General features: G+C 64.5%; 13 protein-coding genes and 1 pseudogene (1 of these 14 only partly in view). 2 read left to right on the forward strand and 12 right to left on the reverse strand.

All coding sequences use genetic code 11. From position 1 onward, the window contains the following. Window positions 1–1,896, forward strand: the 3' portion of a protein-coding gene (locus A9K71_RS02960) for a M23 family metallopeptidase (protein WP_066990472.1). 84 nt of this gene lie to the left of the window's left edge; the window shows 1,896 of its 1,980 coding nt (coding positions 85–1,980); the start codon falls outside the window, past its left edge; its stop codon occupies window positions 1,894–1,896. Here the strand turns inward: A9K71_RS02960 and A9K71_RS02965 are convergent. The 12 genes and pseudogenes from A9K71_RS02965 to A9K71_RS03020 form a co-directional block, all read right to left on the reverse strand. Beyond that, the gene (locus A9K71_RS02965) at window positions 1,893–3,449 is read right to left on the reverse strand and encodes an MFS transporter (protein ID WP_066990066.1); all 1,557 of its coding nucleotides are present in this window, start codon (window positions 3,447–3,449) and stop codon (window positions 1,893–1,895) included. The two genes, A9K71_RS02960 and A9K71_RS02965, sit on opposite strands and share 4 nt — an antisense overlap. A 239-nt stretch (window positions 3,450–3,688) precedes the next feature. Continuing rightward, window positions 3,689–5,203 (reverse strand): L,D-transpeptidase family protein, encoded by a 1,515-nt coding sequence (locus A9K71_RS02970; protein ID WP_066990069.1) that lies wholly within the window; start codon window positions 5,201–5,203, stop codon window positions 3,689–3,691. 130 nt (window positions 5,204–5,333) lie between these two features. Then, complete coding sequence (locus A9K71_RS02975) at window positions 5,334–5,693, reverse strand: MmcQ/YjbR family DNA-binding protein (RefSeq protein ID WP_066990072.1); 360 nt, start codon at window positions 5,691–5,693, stop codon at window positions 5,334–5,336. Between the two features lie 177 nt (window positions 5,694–5,870). Continuing rightward, window positions 5,871–8,477 carry an ATP-dependent chaperone ClpB gene (gene clpB / locus A9K71_RS02980; protein ID WP_066990074.1) on the reverse strand — a complete coding sequence of 869 codons (2,607 nt, stop codon included), beginning with the start codon at window positions 8,475–8,477 and terminating at the stop codon, window positions 5,871–5,873. 254 nt (window positions 8,478–8,731) lie between these two features. After that, the gene (locus tag A9K71_RS02985; RefSeq protein ID WP_066990077.1) at window positions 8,732–9,253 is read right to left on the reverse strand and encodes an SRPBCC family protein; all 522 of its coding nucleotides are present in this window, start codon (window positions 9,251–9,253) and stop codon (window positions 8,732–8,734) included. Then, the gene (locus A9K71_RS02990) at window positions 9,231–9,596 is read right to left on the reverse strand and encodes a helix-turn-helix domain-containing protein (RefSeq protein WP_066990080.1); all 366 of its coding nucleotides are present in this window, start codon (window positions 9,594–9,596) and stop codon (window positions 9,231–9,233) included. Before A9K71_RS02990 ends, A9K71_RS02985 begins: the two co-directional genes overlap by 23 nt. 241 nt (window positions 9,597–9,837) lie before the next feature. Further along, window positions 9,838–11,210, reverse strand: a pseudogene (locus tag A9K71_RS02995) (IS1182 family transposase). 104 nt (window positions 11,211–11,314) lie between these two features. Next, the gene (locus A9K71_RS03000) at window positions 11,315–12,286 is read right to left on the reverse strand and encodes a DUF4167 domain-containing protein (protein ID WP_082980320.1); all 972 of its coding nucleotides are present in this window, start codon (window positions 12,284–12,286) and stop codon (window positions 11,315–11,317) included. A 337-nt stretch (window positions 12,287–12,623) separates the two neighbouring features. Further along, on the reverse strand, window positions 12,624–13,493 hold the full coding sequence (gene prmC / locus A9K71_RS03005) for a peptide chain release factor N(5)-glutamine methyltransferase (protein WP_066990083.1): 870 nt from the start codon (window positions 13,491–13,493) through the stop codon (window positions 12,624–12,626). Then, entirely contained in the window at window positions 13,486–14,565 is a 1,080-nt protein-coding gene (prfA, locus tag A9K71_RS03010; protein WP_066990087.1) for a peptide chain release factor 1, read from the reverse strand. The genes prmC and prfA overlap by 8 nt, the downstream gene beginning before the upstream one ends. A gap of 139 nt (window positions 14,566–14,704) precedes the next feature. Next, a complete protein-coding gene (ptsP, locus tag A9K71_RS03015) occupies window positions 14,705–16,975 on the reverse strand; it encodes a phosphoenolpyruvate--protein phosphotransferase (RefSeq protein WP_066990090.1) in 2,271 nt (756 codons plus the stop codon). 83 nt (window positions 16,976–17,058) lie between these two features. After that, window positions 17,059–18,312, reverse strand: coding sequence for an aspartate kinase (locus A9K71_RS03020; RefSeq protein ID WP_066990093.1), 1,254 nt, complete (start codon window positions 18,310–18,312; stop codon window positions 17,059–17,061). A 217-nt stretch (window positions 18,313–18,529) separates the two neighbouring features. On the opposite strand from A9K71_RS03020, the gene A9K71_RS03025 reads away from it, so the two are divergent. Next, the gene (locus A9K71_RS03025) at window positions 18,530–18,826 is read left to right on the forward strand and encodes an antibiotic biosynthesis monooxygenase (protein ID WP_082980321.1); all 297 of its coding nucleotides are present in this window, start codon (window positions 18,530–18,532) and stop codon (window positions 18,824–18,826) included. Window positions 18,827–18,885 lie beyond the last annotated feature (59 nt).

Genomic DNA, 18,885 nt, shown 5'->3' on the forward strand with positions numbered 1-18,885 from the left:
CGCGAGGTTTCGGCACGTTGGCTTTCGGGCACGTTCCTGACCGGGGTGACCTCGAGCGTGCTGATGGGCGTGGCCTTGTTCGCAGCCCTTGACGGTCGCCAGCAGCTGGCGACGCCGCCTGAAATCGCCGAGCTCATCAACCTCGCCAGCGGCGGCGACGATTCCGGCGAGCAGGCCAAGACGACCAGGCTGGTCGCGCCGCGCCAGATCGCCAGGGCCAAGGACCGCCGGCGCATGGAAGTATCGATGGTCACCAAGGTCGGCGACCGCGACGTCATCCACACCATGCCGTTCGTGCAGATCAAGATGGCGCTTGCGGCGGGTCACACCACCAGCCGTCCCTACCCGCCATTCGACCCGATGCAGGTCTTCGGCGACGACGGCGACGACAACGCTCAGCCGGCTTCCGCCACGGCGGTCGCCGGCCAGATCTATGGCGCCAAGGTCGAAAGCGAGATGAGCCTGAAGACGGTCGACTTCCCGATCGAGACGGCATCCTTCGACGAAAAGAGCGACCTCTCCGCCGATGAGGTGGAAAAGGTGGTGCGCGAAGCCGGCAACGGCCTGAGCGACGGCGCCGTTCAGGTTGCGGCGCTTCATTATGTCGACCCGCAGCGCTTCGGCGACGCCTTCGCCGAGAGCATGGCGGGTTCCTACGACGTCAAGATCACGCCGGAGAACGTCTCGGTGGCGCCGCGCGCCACGCCGGACGACCAGACGCCGGCCTTCGCCGAGGAAATCATCCCTTTCACCGAGGACACCGATATCACCGAGGCCTTCGCTGATTCGGGCTACACCGGCGATGACGCCACCGGCATGTCGGAAGCGATCGGCAAGCTCTTGAACGCGACGGCGCTCAAGGCCGGAACGGTGCTGCGCGTCGGTCTGGAGGTGCGCGGCGACGTCGCCAAGGTGGTCCGCACCAGCGTTTACGACCGCACCACGCATATCGTGACCATCGCGCTCGACGATCGCGGACAGTTCGTGCCGGCGCAGGAGCCGGAGCCTAATCCCGAATTGCTGACGGCGTTCGACGATTCGCAGCCGGTGGTGGTGCGCGGCAACCTGCCCAACGTCTATGACGGCATCTATCGAGCCGCCTATTCTTATGGCATGTCGAAATCGATGACCCAGAAGCTGATCAAGCTTCTTGCCTCGGACGTCGACTTCCAGTCGCGGCTTTCGCCGTCGGACCGTCTCGAGGTCCTGTTCTCGCAGCCCGACGGCGACGACCAGACCTCCGACAATTCGGAGCTTCTCTACGTCTCAGCCACCTTCGGCGGCCAGACGCGCAATTTCTATCGCTTCCAGATGCAGGACGGCGGCACCGACTATTTCGACGAGAACGGGTCGAGCGCCGAGCAATTCCTGCTGCGCAATCCGCTGCCCGCCGGCAAGTTCCGCTCCGGTTTCGGCGCTCGCCGGCACCCGATTCTGGGATATGTGCGCATGCACACCGGCGTCGATTGGGCCGCGCCCATCGGCACGCCGATCATCGCCGCCGGCAACGGTGTTGTCGAAAAGGTCGGCTGGGCCGGTGGCTACGGCAAGCAGATCATCATCCGCCACGCCAATGGCTACGAGACCTCCTACAATCACCAGAGCGCTTTCGCCAAAGGGATCGAGCCGGGCGTGCGCGTGCGTCAGGGCCAGGTCATCGGCTATCTCGGCCAAACCGGCCTCGCCACCGGCCCGCACCTCCACTACGAGCTGATCGTCAACGGCACCAAGGTCGACCCGATGCGGGTCCGCCTGCCGGTCGGCAAGGTGCTGAAGGGCGACGATCTCGTCGCCTTCAAGCGCGAGCGCGAGCGCATCGACGACCTGCTCAAGCAGGAAGACGGAAATTCGCTGAAGGTTGCCAGCGCCAAGACCGATTCGCAGCTTCCCAACTAATCCGGCGAATCGCCCGTCTGCCGCGGCCAGGGCAGCGCCTGTCCGGGCACGGTGAACCAGGCGATGATCGACGATAGCAGGCAAAGCAGCGTCGTGACGGCGGCAACAGCGGCAAAGGCCGAATCGCTTGCCGCAATCCTCAACGCGTCGAGATTGGCCGCGAGCCCGGACGCCGGCGGTTCGCCGAAACCGGGCATGCCGGCGGGGCTGCCGGTCGATCGCGCATAGACGAAAGCCGCGAGCGAGCCCATCGCCGCCACCGCGATCAGGCCGCCGATGCGCGAGACGGCATTGTTGATGCCGGATGCCGCGCCCGTGTCCTTGTCCTCGACGGAGGTCATGATCGCCGTCGACAGCGGCGACACGACGAGCGCCATGCCGAGCCCCATCACCGCCATCAGCGGAAAGGTCCCGGTCCAGAAATTGTGGATCCCGGCATGGGCGAGCAGGGCCATGCCGGCAAAGGCGATGGCGACGACCAAGCTGCCGGCGGCGATCGGCAGGCGCGGGCCGATCTTGTCGGACCACTGGCCGACCGGCCCCGACAGCAGCGCGATCAATGCCGACAGCGGCAGGAAGATGAAGCCGACCTCGGCCGAACTCAGTCCCCAGCCCGCGATCAGAACCATGGGCAGGTAGAACAGGTTCGCCGACAGCGCGAAATAGAGGAAGAAGGTCGCGAGATTGGCGCCGGCGAAGGCCCCGATGCGAAACAGGCCGAGATCGATCATCGGCTCGCGCTGCCAGCGCTCATAGAGAATGAAAATGAAAAGCAGGACGACGCCGGCGACGATCGCCGGCCCGGCCATTATCCCGCCGCCCTCGGCGTTCATCGCCGTCAGCCCATAGGCCAGCGCCCCGAAGGCGAGCGTGGCGAGCGCGGCGCCCCCGAGGTCGAGGCTGCGCTTTTCGGTCGGCTGGTCCGCCGGTATCTTGGCGAGCAGCAGATAGATCGAAACCAGTCCGAGCGGCAGGTTGACGGCAAAGATCGCGCGCCAGACGCCGTTGCCGAAAGTCGACAGCACGAACCCGCCGAGCACCGGCCCGAGCGCCGTCGTCATCGCCGAGGCCGCGGCCCAGATGCCGATCGCCCGGCCGCGCTCCTTTTTCGGATAGGCCTTGGCGATGATGGCGAGGCTGCCCGGAACCATAATGGCGGCGCCAATGCCCTGGATGGCGCGGAACGCGATCAGCACCGCCGGATTGGGCGCCAGGGCGCAGGCGAGCGATGCTGCGATGAAGAGCGCGATGCCGGTCACGAATGCGCGCCTTAGGCCGAATCGGTCGCCGGCGGCACCACCGGCCAGAATCAGCGCCGAAAGCGTCAGCGCATAGGCGTTGGAGATCCATTGCGCTTCCGCCAGGCTGGCGCCGAGATCGACGCGCAAGGCCGGCATGGCGATCGCCAGGATCGAACCGTCTATGAAGCCGAGCGCCGAGGCCAGGATTGCCGCGACCAGTACGAACTTGCGCTGCGTCTGCGGGCAAAAGGTGCCGTTCGCGCGCGTCGCGGTCGAAAGCGAATCGGCTGTGGCTTCACTCGAGGAAGGCATGAAAACCTGCTTAGCTCTCCGGCGTATCGGTAACAACGAGCCAGAAGATTGCAGTTCTGAAACCAGTTTGGTGACGGCATGGCCAGGAAGGTAGCTATCGTAAATGCAAACGAGCCGTCGCGTGCTAGGTTCCCGCCGGTCATTCCAGAAGGGGGAGAGCCAGCCTATGCCTCATCACCCGCTGCTCAGCGCGGATCATCCTGGTGATGCAGCGGATCTATGCAACCGCCCTGCGCGGCTCATTGCTGCGCAAAATCATCGACTGATGACCCGCCGACGAACTCGACGGTCACGCCCGGCGACACCAGCTTGGCGAGCTCTCGCGCATCCCAGTTGGTCAGGCGCACGCAGCCGTGGCTTTCGGTCTTGCCGATCTTGGAAGGATCGGGCGTGCCGTGGATGCCGTAGGTCGGCTTGTCCAGTGCGATCCAGACCGAGCCGACCGGACCGTTCGGCCCCGGCGGGATGGTCAGGATCTTGTCGTTCTGGCCCTGCTTGAAATTGATGCTGGGATTATAGGTGTAATTGGGATCGAGCGCGATGCGCGACACGGTGTGGATGCCGGTGGGCGACGGCGTGTCGGCCGAACCGATGGTGGCCGGATAGGCTGCGACCAGCTTGCCGCCCGCGTCATAAGCGAAAACTTCCTTCTTGTCCTTGTCGGCGACGATGCGGGCAACCGGCGTCGACACCAACTGGCCGAAATTGGCGACCTTGATGATTGTCCCGGGACGGTTGAAGTCGAGGCCTTTGTTGATCGACTTCAGATAGCCTTCGTCCATGTGGAAGCGCTCGGCGAGCGCCTCGGTGACCGAGGTGTAACCCATGCGGTCGAGCTTGGCCTTCTGGCTGTAGTCTTCCGGGATCGAGGCGACATAGGGTCCGGCCACGTCCTCGGGCGTGATCGTGTAGGAGGCGAAGGCGTCGCCCCCCGACTGGGCGAGCGCCGCCTTGATGGCGGCCGAGTCGGTCGATTTCAGATTGCTGCCGGTGATCTGGTTGTAGGCGGCCAGGGCCTTGTCGACATTCGAGCCGAAGCGGCCGTCGATGACTCCCGGCGAGGCGCCGGCGCGGTCGAGCAGCACCTGGAGTTCGGCCACGTCCTGGCGCACGCCGAGCGAAAGCGACGGATCGACGGTGGCCTTGCCGCCCGTGTCCGGCGGCAGCGCGGCCTGGGTCTCCGGATTGACTTGCAGCACGTCCCCCTGCCCAGGGTGCGGTTCGATCGATGCTTCGTTCAGCGGCTCGCGCTTGATGGTGTCGGACCTTGGCGCCTCCGGATAGGTTGTGGCATACCCTTCGTCGTTCGGCGCCGGCGGATAGGCCTCGACGGAATTGCCGCTGTTGGAATCGTAGTCGTCGACCGGCGGCGGGATATACCGGCCGTTCTCGTCCAGCTGCCTGCGGCGGAAGCGGGCCATGTCGTCGGGATCGTCGAGATAATAGCGGTCGTCGTCCTCGACGGGCGCACGCCCGAGTTCCTGCATCCGCAGCTGACGGCGCAGCGCCCGGCGATCGAGCCTGGTCTGCGGCGGCTGGATGGCAATAACCTTTCCGGTATCGGCATCGACAAGCACCCGGTTGCCCCTGGCATCGTAGTAGATGTCGATATTGCCGTCCTGGGCGAGCAAGAGCGCGCCGTGCTGAGCGGGCCGAACCGTCTTCTGCGCGTCTTCCAGACTCGGCGCTGCGAGCGCGCCGGAAGCCGCCAGCCCGGCCGCGAGTGCCGAAAGGGAAAAGATCGTGCGCAGCATGTGGGTCAGGCTCTCCGGTCGGCTCGGTCTTGCTGGGCGAACCCTTCGCCAGCAAACCAGTTACCAAAACTAAGGCTCCAATATGAACCGGGCATGAAGATGGCGGATTTCCGGCGTTCCCAACCGAATGTCAGTGCAGCCCCAATTCGCTGCGCGCCAGTTTCGTCAGCTTCAGCACGACCAGGCGGTGGCTTTCGCGCAGGTAGTCCTTCAGCGCGGCATCATCCACGCTTTGGCTTGTCTGGCGCTGGATCCATTTCATGCCGCGCGACGCGAGATAGGGCGCGGGCCGACAGCCCGGCTGTTCCTTCAGCACGTCAAAGGCCATGTCGGAGCATTTGAAGGTAACGAAGACCTCGCCTTCCCGGTCGTGGCCGCCGATCGCGAACACCTTGCCGCCGACCTTCCAGACGTGAGCCCCGCCCCACTGCACGACATGGGTCGTAGCGGGCAGCGTGGCGCAGAAGCCGTTATAGTCCTCGAGCTTCATTGGAATCGGCCCTCCGGGACCCGCGATCAAGCTCGGTTCTGCCGCAGGGCCCTGTCGAAAAGCAAGAGCGCGCCGCCCTGCCGGATGCGACGCGCTGCTGGTATCTTGTTTGCATTCCGGACGGAGAGCACCAAAGGCTTTTCCTGGAATTGCTCCGGTCACATGCCCCGGCTCGACTCAGGCGGCGGCTTCAGCCGCCACCACCGTCGGCTTCGAACGGAAGTTCAGGCGATCGGAACCGGCGATGACCTTGACGGTCGAGCCGTCGAGGATTTCGCCGAGCAGGATCTTCTCCGCCAGCGGATCCTGCAGTTCCTTCTGCATCACCCGCTTCAGCGGCCTGGCGCCATAGGCCGGATCGTAGCCCTTGCCGGCCAGCCACTCGATCGCATCGTGATCGAGCGACAGCGTGATCTTGCGATCAACAAGCAGGTTCTCCAGCCGCCTGAGCTGAATCTCGACGATGCGGTCCATATCCTCGCGGCGCAGCCGGTGGAACAGGATCACCTCGTCGACGCGGTTGAGGAACTCCGGACGGAACGAGGCTCTCACCACGCCCATCACCTCGTCGCGCACGGCATCGACGTCCTGGTCATCGCGGAGATTGACCAGATATTCGGCGCCGAGATTGGAGGTCATGATGATCAGCGTGTTGCGGAAGTCGACCGTGCGGCCCTGACCATCGGTCAACCGGCCGTCGTCGAGCACCTGGAGCAGCACGTTGAACACGTCCGGATGCGCCTTCTCGATCTCGTCGAACAGCACGACCTGGTAGGGCCGGCGCCGCACCGCTTCGGTGAGCGCGCCGCCCTCCTCATAGCCGACATAGCCGGGAGGCGCGCCGATCAGCCGGGCGACCGAGTGCTTCTCCATGAACTCCGACATGTCGATGCGCACCATGGCGCTCTCGTCGTCGAACAGGAAGGCGGCGAGCGCCTTGGTGAGCTCCGTCTTGCCGACGCCGGTCGGACCCAGGAACATGAACGAGCCGATCGGCCGGTTCGGATCCTGCAGACCCGCACGGGCGCGCCGCACGGCCTTGGAGACCGCCTGCACCGCCTCGCCCTGGCCGACGACGCGTTTGCCGATCTCGTCCTCCATACGCAGCAGCTTCTCGCGCTGTCCCTCAAGCATCTTGTCGACCGGAATGCCGGTCCAGCGTGACACGACATGGGCGACGTGGTCAGGCGTGACCACCTCTTCCACCATGCCGGCCTTACCGTCCTGGGCTTCGGCTTCCTTGAGCTTCTTCTCCAGCTCCGGGATCTTGCCGTAGGCAAGCTCGCCGGCGCGCTGGAACTCGCCCTTGCGCTGGGCAATCGCCAGCTCGTTGCGCATCTCGTCGAGCTGCTTCTTCAGGTCGGCGGCAAGGCCGAGCTTGTGCTTTTCGGCCTGCCACTTGGCGGTCAGCTCGGTCGACTGCTCCTCGAGGTCGGCCAGATCCTTCTCCAACTTGGTCAGCCGGTCCTTCGAGGCGTCATCCTTCTCGACCTTCAGCGCCTCGCGTTCGATCTTGAGCTGCATGATGCGGCGGTCGATCTCATCCAGCGCCTCGGGCTTGGAATCGACCTGCATCCTCAACCGCGATGCGGCTTCGTCCACCAGGTCGATCGCCTTGTCCGGCAGGAAACGGTCGGCGATGTAGCGGTTGGAAAGCGTCGCGGCCGAAACCAGTGCCGAATCGGAGATGCGCACCTTGTGGTGCTGCTCGTATTTCTCCTTCAGGCCGCGCAGGATCGAGACAGTGTCCTCGACCGTCGGCTCGTCGACGAAAACGGGCTGGAAGCGGCGAGCGAGCGCCGCGTCCTTCTCGACATGCTTGCGGTATTCATCGAGCGTGGTCGCACCGACGCAGTGCAGCTCGCCGCGCGCGAGCGCAGGCTTCAAAAGGTTCGAGGCGTCCATCGCGCCATCGGCCTTGCCGGCACCGACCAGTGTGTGCATCTCGTCGATGAACAGAATGATGCCGCCTGCGGCGGAAGTGACTTCCGACAGCACGGCCTTCAGCCGCTCCTCGAACTCGCCGCGATACTTGGCGCCGGCAATCAGCGCGCCCATGTCGAGCGCCATCAGCCGCTTGTCCTTCAGCGATTCCGGCACGTCGCCATTGACGATGCGCAGCGCCAGGCCTTCGGCGATCGCCGTCTTGCCGACGCCGGGCTCGCCGATCAGCACGGGATTGTTCTTGGTGCGGCGCGACAGCACCTGGATGGTGCGGCGGATCTCGTCGTCGCGGCCGATGACCGGGTCGAGCTTGCCCGCCCGCGCATCCGCGGTCAGGTCGCGGGCGTATTTCTTCAGCGCGTCGTAGCCCTGCTCGGCACTGGCCGAATCGGCGGTGCGGCCCTTGCGGACATCGTTGATAACCTGGTTCAGCGCCTGCGCGGTGACACCGGCCTTGGCCAGGATGTCGGCGGTCTTCGCCGACTTCTCCATGGCGAGCGCCTGCAGCAGCCGCTCCACGGTGACGAAGCTGTCGCCGGCCTTCTTGGCCAGTTCCTCTGCGGTCGAAAACACCTTGGCAAGCGGCTGGGCGAGATAGAGCTGGCCGTTGCCGCCTTCGACCTTGGGCATAGCCTCCAACGCCGCCTCGACGCCGAGCTTCACGTCGCGAATGCTGCCGCCGGCGCGCTCGATCAGAGACGCGGCAAGGCCCTCGTCATCGTCGACGAGCACCTTGAGCATATGTTCGGGAGTGAATTGCTGGTGGTTGCGCGAGAGCGCCATGGTCTGCGCGGACTGGATGAAACCGCGCACGCGCTCGGAATATTTCTCCGTATTCATGTATGTCTCCTTCCATCACCGGCCCGCTTTGCGGCACCGGATCAGATTGCGGTGACGGACCCGCTCATTCGAGCCGAGTCCTGTTCAGCCGAGATATGGTGTATTAGCTCAGGTCTCTCAAGACGCCCTGATGTCGGTCAGCGCAGAATATTCCAGGGCCTGGTCGCCCGAAGCGCGCAGCGGTTTTGGGCGAACATTAGGCTTAAAAAAATGGCTTAAGCGCTGCGGCTGCGCGACGCGCGACATCGACGGCTTCATGATCGTCCACCGCTCGCGCCCAGGGTGACGAGAAGCTCGTCCAGTTGCCCGAACGTCTCGCCCATCGCCTCCGCCGCACCGGTGCCGGCAGCGTCGAGAGCCTCCTTCGAGGGATAGAGCTCGTGCAGGACCAGCAGCGTCTTGCCACCTTTTTCCTCGAAGGTCACCGTCGTGACGGGTCCACCCTCACCGCCTTCCTCATTGGTCCAGACGAGGCGCGACTGCGGTGTCACTTCGATGTACCTGCCGAAGAACTCGTCAAGGTTTGAGCCATCGTGGCCGAACGCCAAACGGTACCTGCCCCCGACACGGACATCCATCTCGCAGGAACGCAGCACCATTCCCATCGACTTCGGGGCCCACCACTGCTTGAACAGCTCAGGCTTGGTCCACGCCTCGAACACGATGCGCGCCGGAGCGTTGAAGCTTCGCGTGACGACGAGCTCGCGGTCCGACGTCCGTTCCACAGTCGTGCGGTTCTGCATCGGTGTGGCCTCACTCCCTTTGCTTGCGTCCATCGACCTTCTCCTTTCGTTTCAGTTCCTCGACCACCTTGTCCAACACGTCGAAGCGTGCGTCCCAGAGCTGGCGGTACCTCTCGATCCATGCCGCCTCTTGCTCCAGCCCGCGCAGGCCGAGCTTGCAGGTCCGCACACGCCCGATCTTTTCCGTGCTGACGAGCCCCGCTTGCTCCAAGACACCGACGTGCTTCTTCATGCCCGTGAGGGTCATGTGGAACTTCTCGGCCAGTTCCGTGATCGAAGCGTCCGCACGGCCGAGCTCCTCCAGCACGCCGCGTCGGGTCGCATCCGAGAGCGCGGCGAATGAAGCATCGAGGCGGGTCTTGATATACTGAACCATATGGTTCAGTATTAGCGCACAAATTACCGCCATGCGAGGAAACGAAAGCGCGTCGCGCTGAAACGGATTCAGGCGACGTGCTTTAGGCACGCACAACGAAAAACGGCGGAGAAACCTCTCCGCCGTCAGACTGCTGACGAACCCCGTCGATTTTCGGCGGGGTTTTGTTTTGCAGATTGATTGCGCTTGGGAAATTGGTGGCGGGAGCGGATGTCAGGAGGCCGCCGACGCAGATTTGGCCTCAGGCGAGGACCGGTTTGGGCTTTGGCCAGAGGCTGATTGCGATCTTTTTCATGTTCTGGGCGGCGGCTGCGATCAGGCACTGGCAGGCGACGCGGGTTCGCCCTCGGAAGCGGGCGTAGCGATGGCCGAACCAGCTGCTTGGCATCGGCGAAGGATCGCTCGACCGTCTCCTTGCGACGCCGGTAGATGGCCTTGCCCCAAGCCGTGAGCCGGTTGGCATCGACGCGCTCGCGTTGATCCTGCCAGACATGGCGTGTGATGGTGCGCTCGGCCTTGGCGTTTGAGGTGCAGGAGGCCGCCAGCGGACAGTCGCGGCAGATGGCCGGATCGCTTCTGTAATGACGATAGCCGCCGCGATCGGTGCTGGCGTAGGGGAGCAACTGGCCCTGCGGACAACGATAGCCGTCCCGATCCGGCTCATGGACGAAGGCGCTCTTCCTCATCTTGCCGGGCCTTGGCGGGGTCGGGTTGCGATAGCCGATGACGCCCCGGATGTTCCTGTCCTCCAGCCCCTTGGCGATGCCTGGCGTGGCATAGCCGGCATCCAGCCCCGCCGCCGCCACAACGAAGCCGAAGCGCTCCACCTGGCGGTCGAGCCGGCCAAGATAGACGATCGAGTCATGCATGTTGGCCGGCGTGGCGAAGGTGTCGGTGATGATGCCGCAACGACCGTCCACCGTGCGGTGATCGAGATAGAAGAAGCCCTTCGGCTTGCCCTCGCGCACCATGTAGCCCGGCCTCCGGATCGGCGCGCGAGACCTTGGTCTGCTTGACCGGCGGCTTGCGCTCCTTCTGCTTCAGCGGCTTTTGGCCGTGCAGCGCCCGTTCCGTCTCGATGGCGCGGTCGAGCTCGCCCCAGTAGTCGGCACGCGACTTGGCGACCATGGCCAGGTCGTATTTGCCCTTGTTGGCGTTGGCCTTCAGGTGCGTGCTGTCGGTATACAGCACCGTCCCATCCACCAGCCCCGCAAGGATCGCCTGCTCCACGATGCGGTCGAAGATCGCCTGCGCGATCGCCTCGTCCTGGTAGCGCAGACGACGGTTCTGCGACAGCGTCGAGGCGTCGAACACCTTGTCGGTCAGCTTCAGCCGCAGGAACCAGCGGTAGGCGACGTTGACCTCGATCTCGCGCACCAATTGCCGCTCCGAGCGCACCCCGAACAGGTAGCCGATGAACAGCGCCTTGAACATCAAGGTCGGGTCCAGCGGCGGGCGGCCATTGTCGGCGCAGTACAATGGCGCCGTCAGATCGTGGATGAACGAGAAGTCGATCGATCGATCGATCTTGCGCAACAGATGATCGGCCGGAACCAGCTGATCCAACGTCACCATCTCAAGCGCGGTCTGTTCAGGGGCGGGTCGCTTCAACATGACCCAGTGAATCAAAAACCCCCGGCAAACGCCAGGGGTTTGTCAGCAATCTGACGGCGGAGAAACCTCTCCGCCGTTCGAATTGCCTGGAAATGGACCTGCGGTCAGCTATCTGCGTCGGCGACTGCCGGCTCGCCGGCGCCGCCTGCCGGCTCACCGGCGCCGTTCTCGCTCGGCGCTACATTTGCCTCTTTGGCGGCAGTCGCGGCAGTCGCGCTGCCGCTGTCCGCGACGTTGCCGCCATCGGCGGCGCTGTCCGCCCGGCCGGCATTGCTTTCATCGGCATTGCCCTGCTCGGCGCTATGGCCCTGCTCGGCATTGCCGCGACCGCGACGTGGACGTCTCTGCCGACGCCCACCGCCATTGTCCGTGCCGGCTTCGTTGCGCTCGGCCTGGGCGGCAAGGCCCGCAGGCGAGAAGCTGTCGAACAGCGGAGCCTGCTCGGCCGCAACGCCGTCTTCGGCGGAGCCCTCCGGCTTGGCCTGCGCCTCATTGCGGCGGCTCTGATCGATCTGCTGGCCGCCATGTTCGCTGCGCTCTCGCTGACCATTGTCGCCGCGCTGACCATTCTGACCGTACTGGCCATAGCCGCCATTGCGGCGGTCGCGGTGTCTGTCACGACCATTATTGTCGCGCCGGTTGTCGCGGCCGTTTTCCTGGTTGTAGGCGAGTTCCGCCGGCGTGCCTTCGATCACCGGCTGCGGCCCGGAACCGTTCGCGGCGGCCTGCGACTCGCCGGCATTTGCGTTGCCGACCGTGTCGAACTCGTCGCGATCCTCATCGACGTCGTCATCGAAGTCGTCGCGGTTCTGCTGGGCGTTCTGGATGGGCATCTGCGCCTGCGCGGCCGCGATGATGCGATTGTAGTGCTCGGCGTGCTGGAGATAGTTCTCCGCCATCACCCGGTCGCCGGAGCTTTGCGCGTCACGGGCGAGTGCGGCATATTTTTCGGCGATCTGCTGAGCCGATCCGCGGATCTTCACGTCCGGACCGTTGCTCTCATAGTTGCGCGTCAGGGGATTGGGCCCCTTGCGGTTGTTGTTGCCACCGCCGCCATTGTTGTTGCGACCGCGCATGCGCCTGTTCTGCTGTTGTGGCCTCATTCGACTCTCTTCATGTGAATTTTCTAAAACTCGTCGCGAACGGTGGCGCTCATGCAGCCGACCGTTTCGTTTTTTCACCGGCGTTCGCCCGCATCGATTGCGTTGGCGCCACGTGCCATCCTGTTCCGGTTACATCACTTGCCGGACGATTCCCGCACGAAGCATGGGCGTCGTTTGCGCAAGGAGGCAGCTATTTCCAAGGAAAACCGAATCGCTAAGAGCACTGCCTGCTTCGTCTCATCCGGTTAAGCCGGAACCTAGCTGCATTCCCTAATATTGCCAAGCGTTTTTTCGCACTGCATCAGGGGTTTCAACGCTCAAACACCAGAACCCTGTCGTTTCCGCCGAGATCGCGTCGCGCCTCCGGCAGCCTGTAGCCGGCTGCCGCGAAGATCGCGGTCACCTCGCTTAGCTGCGTATGGCCGATCTCGACCGCTACCTTGCCCTGCGCTTCCAGAAATCCTTCCGCCTCTCCGGCGATGATCCTATAGGGGATCAGCCCGTCCACACCGCCATCAAGGGCCTGGCGCGGATCGAAATCGCGGACCTCGTCCTGCAGATTTCCAATGTCTCGACTGGGTATATAGGGTGGATTCGCGGCAATTAAATGGTATCGGCCCGAAACTTTTTCGAACCAGTTGGAATGCAAGGCCTTGAAGCGCCCGCCGAGCCCCAGATCCGCGGCGTTTCGCGTGGCGGTCGCCAGCGCGCCGGGCGAAATATCAACGCCGGTCGCGGTCGCGGCCGGAATCGCGCTGAGCAGCGCCAGCGCGACTGCACCGGTTCCGGTGCCGAGATCGAGGAGACGGCACTGGCCAAGCCTTTCGGCCGTCGACTTGGCGAAGGGCAGGATCGCGTCGACCAGCGTCTCGGTATCGGGGCGCGGCTCCAGCGTGTCCGGCGACAGCGACAGCCGCAGCCCATAGAACTCGCGATAGCCGAGAATGCGATGCACCGGCTCACCTGCGACGCGACGCCTCAGGGCCGCCTCGATTGCCGCAAGAGCCGCAGAATCCACCGTTCGGCCCGGCTCCGCGATAGCCTGGGTGCGCGTGGTTTCGGAAAAATGCTCGACGATCAGCCTGGAATCGAGCGCCGGATCGGCAATGCCGGCGGCAGCGAGCCGCTCCCTCGCCGCGCGCAGCAGCGGTCGAAGTGCCGAGGGCAAAGGATCAGCCATCAATACCCATGTCGGCGAGCAGCTTCGACTGATGGTCGGCGATCAGCGCGTCGATCACCTCGTCGAGCTCGCCCATCATCACCCGGTCGAGCTTGTAAAGGGTGAGGTTGATGCGGTGGTCGGTGACGCGTCCCTGCGGGAAATTATAGGTGCGGATGCGCTCCGAGCGGTCGCCCGAGCCGACCTGCGATTTTCGCGACGACGAGCGCTCCTCGTCCGCGCGGCTGCGCTCCAGGTCATAGAGCCGCGCCCGTAAAATCTGCATGGCCCGCGCCCGGTTCTGGTGCTGCGACTTTTCCGCCTGCACCACCATGATGCCCGTCGGCAGATGCGTGATGCGCACCGCCGAATCGGTGGTGTTGACGTGCTGCCCGCCGGAGCCGGACGCGCGCATGGTGTCGATGCGGATGTCCTCTGCCCGGATATCGATATCGACCTCCTCGGCCTCGGGCAGTACGGCGACCGTCGCCGCCGAGGTATGGATCCGCCCGCCGGCCTCGGTTTCCGGCACGCGCTGCACGCGATGCACGCCGGATTCGAATTTCAGCTGCGCGAACACGCCCTTGCCCGACACCGAGGCGATGATTTCCTTGTAGCCGCCGACTTCGCCTTCGCTCGCCGAAACGACCTCGAAACGCCAGCCGCGCGAGGCGGCGTAGCGCTCATACATGCGAAACAGATCGCCGGCGAACAGGGCCGCCTCGTCGCCGCCGGTGCCGGCGCGGATTTCGAGGATGGCGTTCCTGTCGTCGGCGGCATCCTTGGGCAGGAGCAGAATCTGGATATCCTTCTGCAGCACCTCGATGCGCTCCTTAACCTCCGGCAGGTCGGCCTCGGCCAGCGCCCGCATCTCGGCGTCGATGTTCTTGTCGGCGAGCATCGCTTCGAGGTCGGCCTGTTCCTGCTCGGCGGCGCGCAGCGCCCGGATCTTGCCCACCATCTCCTGGATATCGGCATATTCGGAAGCCATTTTGACGTAGGCATCGGCCGACGGCCCTGCCGACATCTGCGCTTCGAGCATGTCGAAACGCTTGACGACTTGGTCCATGCGGTCGCGGGGCAGGTTGATCATGGGCTTGGGACTTCGGTGGACTTCACGTCAGGACGAGTCGAAACTGGCGAATTTCGAGAACCGGAGCGGAATGTACATTTAGGTACATGAGCACCGGAAGCGCAGAAAATCGACATTTGCAGACCGCCCTCACGTGAATCTAGAGCGGAATGGAGCGGTCGTCGGCAAAGGCTTGCAGCAGCGCCCGCATCGGCGTCCCTTGGACGGGGGCCATCAGATTGTCGTTGAAGAAGGCTTCCAGCTCCTGCAGCGGCAGTTCAGTCAGCATCGCCTTGACCGGACCGATCGAGGCCGGCGACATCGAGATCGAGCGGAAGCCGACGCCGATCAGCGCCATCGCCGAGATTGGCTTGCCCGCCAACTCGCCGCACAGCGTCACCGGCGTATGGTTGCGCGCGCCGGCGTCGGCGATCTGCTTCAGCACGCGCAGGAACGGCGCCGACAGCGTGTCGAAACGGTCGGCAAGCTGCGTGTTGCCGCGGTCCACTGCCATGACGAACTGGAAGAGGTCGTTGGAACCGACCGAGACGAAGTCGACCGCCTTCATCAATTCGTCGAGCTGGAACAGCAGCGACGGCACCTCCAGCATCGCGCCGAGCTTGAGGCTCGTCGGCAAATGATGCGCAAAACGCGACAGGTGCCGGACTTCGCGGTCGATGATCTCGCGCGCCTGCGCGATTTCCGACAGTTCCGTCACCATTGGCAGCATCAGCTTCAGCTCACGCCCGCCACAAGCCTTGAGCAGCGCGCGGATCTGTGTCCTGAGGAGGCCGGGGCGGTCGAGGGTGAGCCGGATCGCCCGCCAGCCGAGTGCCGGGTTTTCCTCTTGCACCGCGCCCTTGAAATAGGGCAGCACCTTGTCGCCGCCGATGTCGATGGTACGGAAGGTGACCGGCTTGCCGCGCGCCGCCTCGAGCACATCGCGATAGAGCCGCTCCTGCGCCTCGGCGCGCGGAAAGGTCGAGGCCACCATGAACTGCAATTCGGTGCGGAACAGGCCGATGCCGGCCGCTCCCGATTCTGAAAGCTGCGGCAGGTCGACGGCAAGGCCGGCATTCATCAGGAGATCGACGGGGACGCCGTCCTTGGTCAGCGACGGCTTCTTGCGCAGTTCGCGATAGATTTCCTGCCGCCGAGCTCGGAAGCGGACCTTTTCGGCATAGGCGGCCTCGAGGTCGGACTGCGGCCGCAGGTGGATGGTGCCTTCCTCGCCGTCGACGATGATGGCATCGCCGTTTTCCGCCATGGAGACGGCGCCCTTGACCTGGCCTGCGACCGGAATGCCCATGGCGCGCGCGACGATGACGACATGGCTGGTGGCCGCGCCGTCCTCCAGCACCAGGCCGCGCAGCTTGTCCCTGGGATAGTCGAGCAATTCGGCCGCACCCATCGAGCGGGCGACGATGATGGCGTCCTTTGGAAGAGAGGCCGCGACATCCTCCGGACCGCGCCCCATCAGCTGGCGCAAGAGCCGGTTGGCGAGATCGTCGAAATCGCTCATGCGCTCGCGCAGATAGGGGTCCGTCATGTGCAGCATGCGTGCGCGCATGTCGCTCTGCACCTTCTCGACGGCCGCTTCCGCAGTCAGGCCGTTGCGGATCGCCTCTTCCAGCCGGCGCACCCAGCCGCGGTCGTTGGCGAACATGCGATACGCCTCGAGCACCTCTCGATGCTCACCCTCGAAAGCGACGTCGCGGCGCTCGAGCATGTCGTCGATCGACAGCCTTAGCGAGCCGAGCGAACGGTCGAGGCGACGCACCTCCTCCTCGCTGTCCTCGTTGAACAGGTTGGTGACGACGATGCGCGGCTCGTGCAGCACGACATGGCCAAGCCCGACGCCTTCGTTGAAGGCAAGACCGGTGAAGCTTGCCGGACGGCGCAGGTCAAGTTCGAGCCCCGGCCGGGTGAGACGGGCAAGATCGCCGGTGGCGACCATCTCGGCGATCACCATCGCCGTCGTCTCCAGCGCCTCGACCTCGTCGTCGCGATAGTGGCGCATGGTCTTGTTCTGCACCACCAGGACGCCCAGCGTGCGCCCTGCCCGCAGCACCGGCACGCCGAGGAAGGAATTGTAGATCTCTTCGCCCGTCTCCGGCAGGTAGGCGAAGGCCGGATGCTCCTGCGCGTTGGAGAGATTGAGCGGCCGCGCGCTGGCGGCGATGGTGCCGACAAGGCCTTGCCCGAGCCTCAACTGCGCCAAATGGACGGCGGTGGGGTTCAGACCTTCGGTGGCGTAGAGCTCCAGCACCGAATCGGCGCGCAGCACATAGAGCGAGCACACCTCGGCGACCATGTTGGAGGCGATGTCGCGCACGATGCGGTCGAGCCGCTCCTGCGGCTCCAGCGGCTCCTGCATGAGCTCGCGGAGCCGTCTCAGCAAAACGCGCGGGCCACCGGCCATGTCACGCATCGCGGCTTCTTCTCCAATGGGCACATTGCCCGCCGCAGCTTCTGCCGCGGCCGGCGCTCACGCAATAGCGGACTCAGTTCTTGCTATTGCTTATCGAGCCCGTAGACGGAATGCAAAGTACGAACTGCAAGTTCCGTATAGGGACCGTCGATCAGTATCGAGATTTTGATCTCGGAGGTGGTGATCGCCCGGATATTGATCGCTTTGTCGGCCAGCGCCTTGAAGGCGGTGGCCGCGACACCGGCATGGCTTCGCATGCCGATACCGATGACCGAGACCTTCGACATGCCGGCTTCCGACTGCACGACGTCGTAGCCGACATCGGCCTTCAGCCGCTCGAGCACGGCCAGCGCCTTGTCGATGTCGCCCGACGGTACCGTGAAGGTCATGTCGGTGAATTTGCCGTCCTCGGAGATGTTCTGGACGATCATATCGACATTGATGTTGGCCTCGGCCAGCGGGCCGAAGATGCCGGCGGCGACGCCTGGGCGGTCGCCGACGCGGCGCAGCGAGATCTGCGCTTCGTCCTTGGCATAGGCAATTCCGGTGACGACCTGCTGTTCCACGATCTCTTCCTCGTCGCAAATAAGCGTTCCGGGCGGATTGAGCAAATCCCCCATTCCGGGCGCGTCGGGATCGTCGAAGGACGACCGCACAAAGGTACGCACCCTGTGCACCATGGCAAGCTCGACCGACCGCACCTGGAGCACCTTGGCGCCGAGCGAGGCCATTTCAAGCATTTCCTCGAACGAAATCTTGGCCAACCGCCGGGCTTTCGGCTCGATGCGCGGATCAGTCGTGTAGACGCCGTCGACATCGGTGTAGATGTCGCAACGGTCGGCCTTGACCGCGGCCGCGATCGCCACGGCGCTGGTGTCGGAGCCGCCGCGGCCGAGGGTCGAGATGCGGTTGTCCGGGCCGATGCCCTGGAAACCGGCGATGACCGCCACCTGGCTCTCGCCGAAGCGCTTGATCAGGAACGCGCCGTCGATATCGAGGATGCGCGCCGCGCCATGGGCGTTGTCGGTCTTGATCGGGATCTGCCAGCCCTGCCAGGAACGGGCATGGACACCCATGTTCTGCAGGGTTATCGCCAACAGGCCGGCCGTGACCTGCTCACCGGAGGCGACAACGGCGTCATATTCGCGCGCGTCGTGCATGGGCGAGGCCTCGCGCGTCCAGCCGACCAGCTCGTTGGTCTTGCCGGCCATGGCCGAAACCACCACGGCGACCTCATGGCCGGCATCGACCTCGCGTTTGACATGGCGCGCCACATTGCGGATGCGGGCGATGTCGGCGACCGAAGTTCCGCCGAATTTCATCACGATGCGCGCCATGGAAGCGAGATGCCTTTGACTGAAGCCGGCTTGGGGCCGGAAAATGGAAAATGCGCCCGGACCAGCCGAGCCGCGGAAATGCGCGGCCTCCTTAACTAAAACAGCAAGGCTTCGCAAGCGAGGGCGCAGGAGAAGCGGCCTTGGCCCGATTTTTGAAGTCTCCTGGCGGATTCCTGCCGCGCAATGCGATAAACTTGGAAATCGGATGGAGGAATTCATGACCGAGACGCTGGAGATCGTGACCTTCCGCCTCAAGCCGGATGCTGCGGCTGGTTTTGTTGCCCAAAATGGCTTCGTCACCGACTGGCTGGTGCGCCAGCCCGGTTTTCTCAGCCGCCATCTCGGCGAGCGCGACGACGGGAGCTGGGTCGACGTCGTGCGCTGGCAGAGCCTCGAGCAGGCCCAGGCGGCGGCACAGCGCATCATGGCCGAAATCGGCGATTGCGAGGCCATGCGGGCGATCGAGCCAGCCAGCGTGGCCATGGGTCATGCCGCGGTCGCGCTGTCGGCCTAGGCTCGACCGTCCCTCGTGCCGCTGCGGCTGGTTGGCGGCAACGGAAAAAACCTGCCTTG

Origin of the sequence: Mesorhizobium sp. WSM3873 (assembly GCF_001672445.1) — a bacterium.
Classification (GTDB): Bacteria; Pseudomonadota; Alphaproteobacteria; order Rhizobiales; family Rhizobiaceae; genus Mesorhizobium.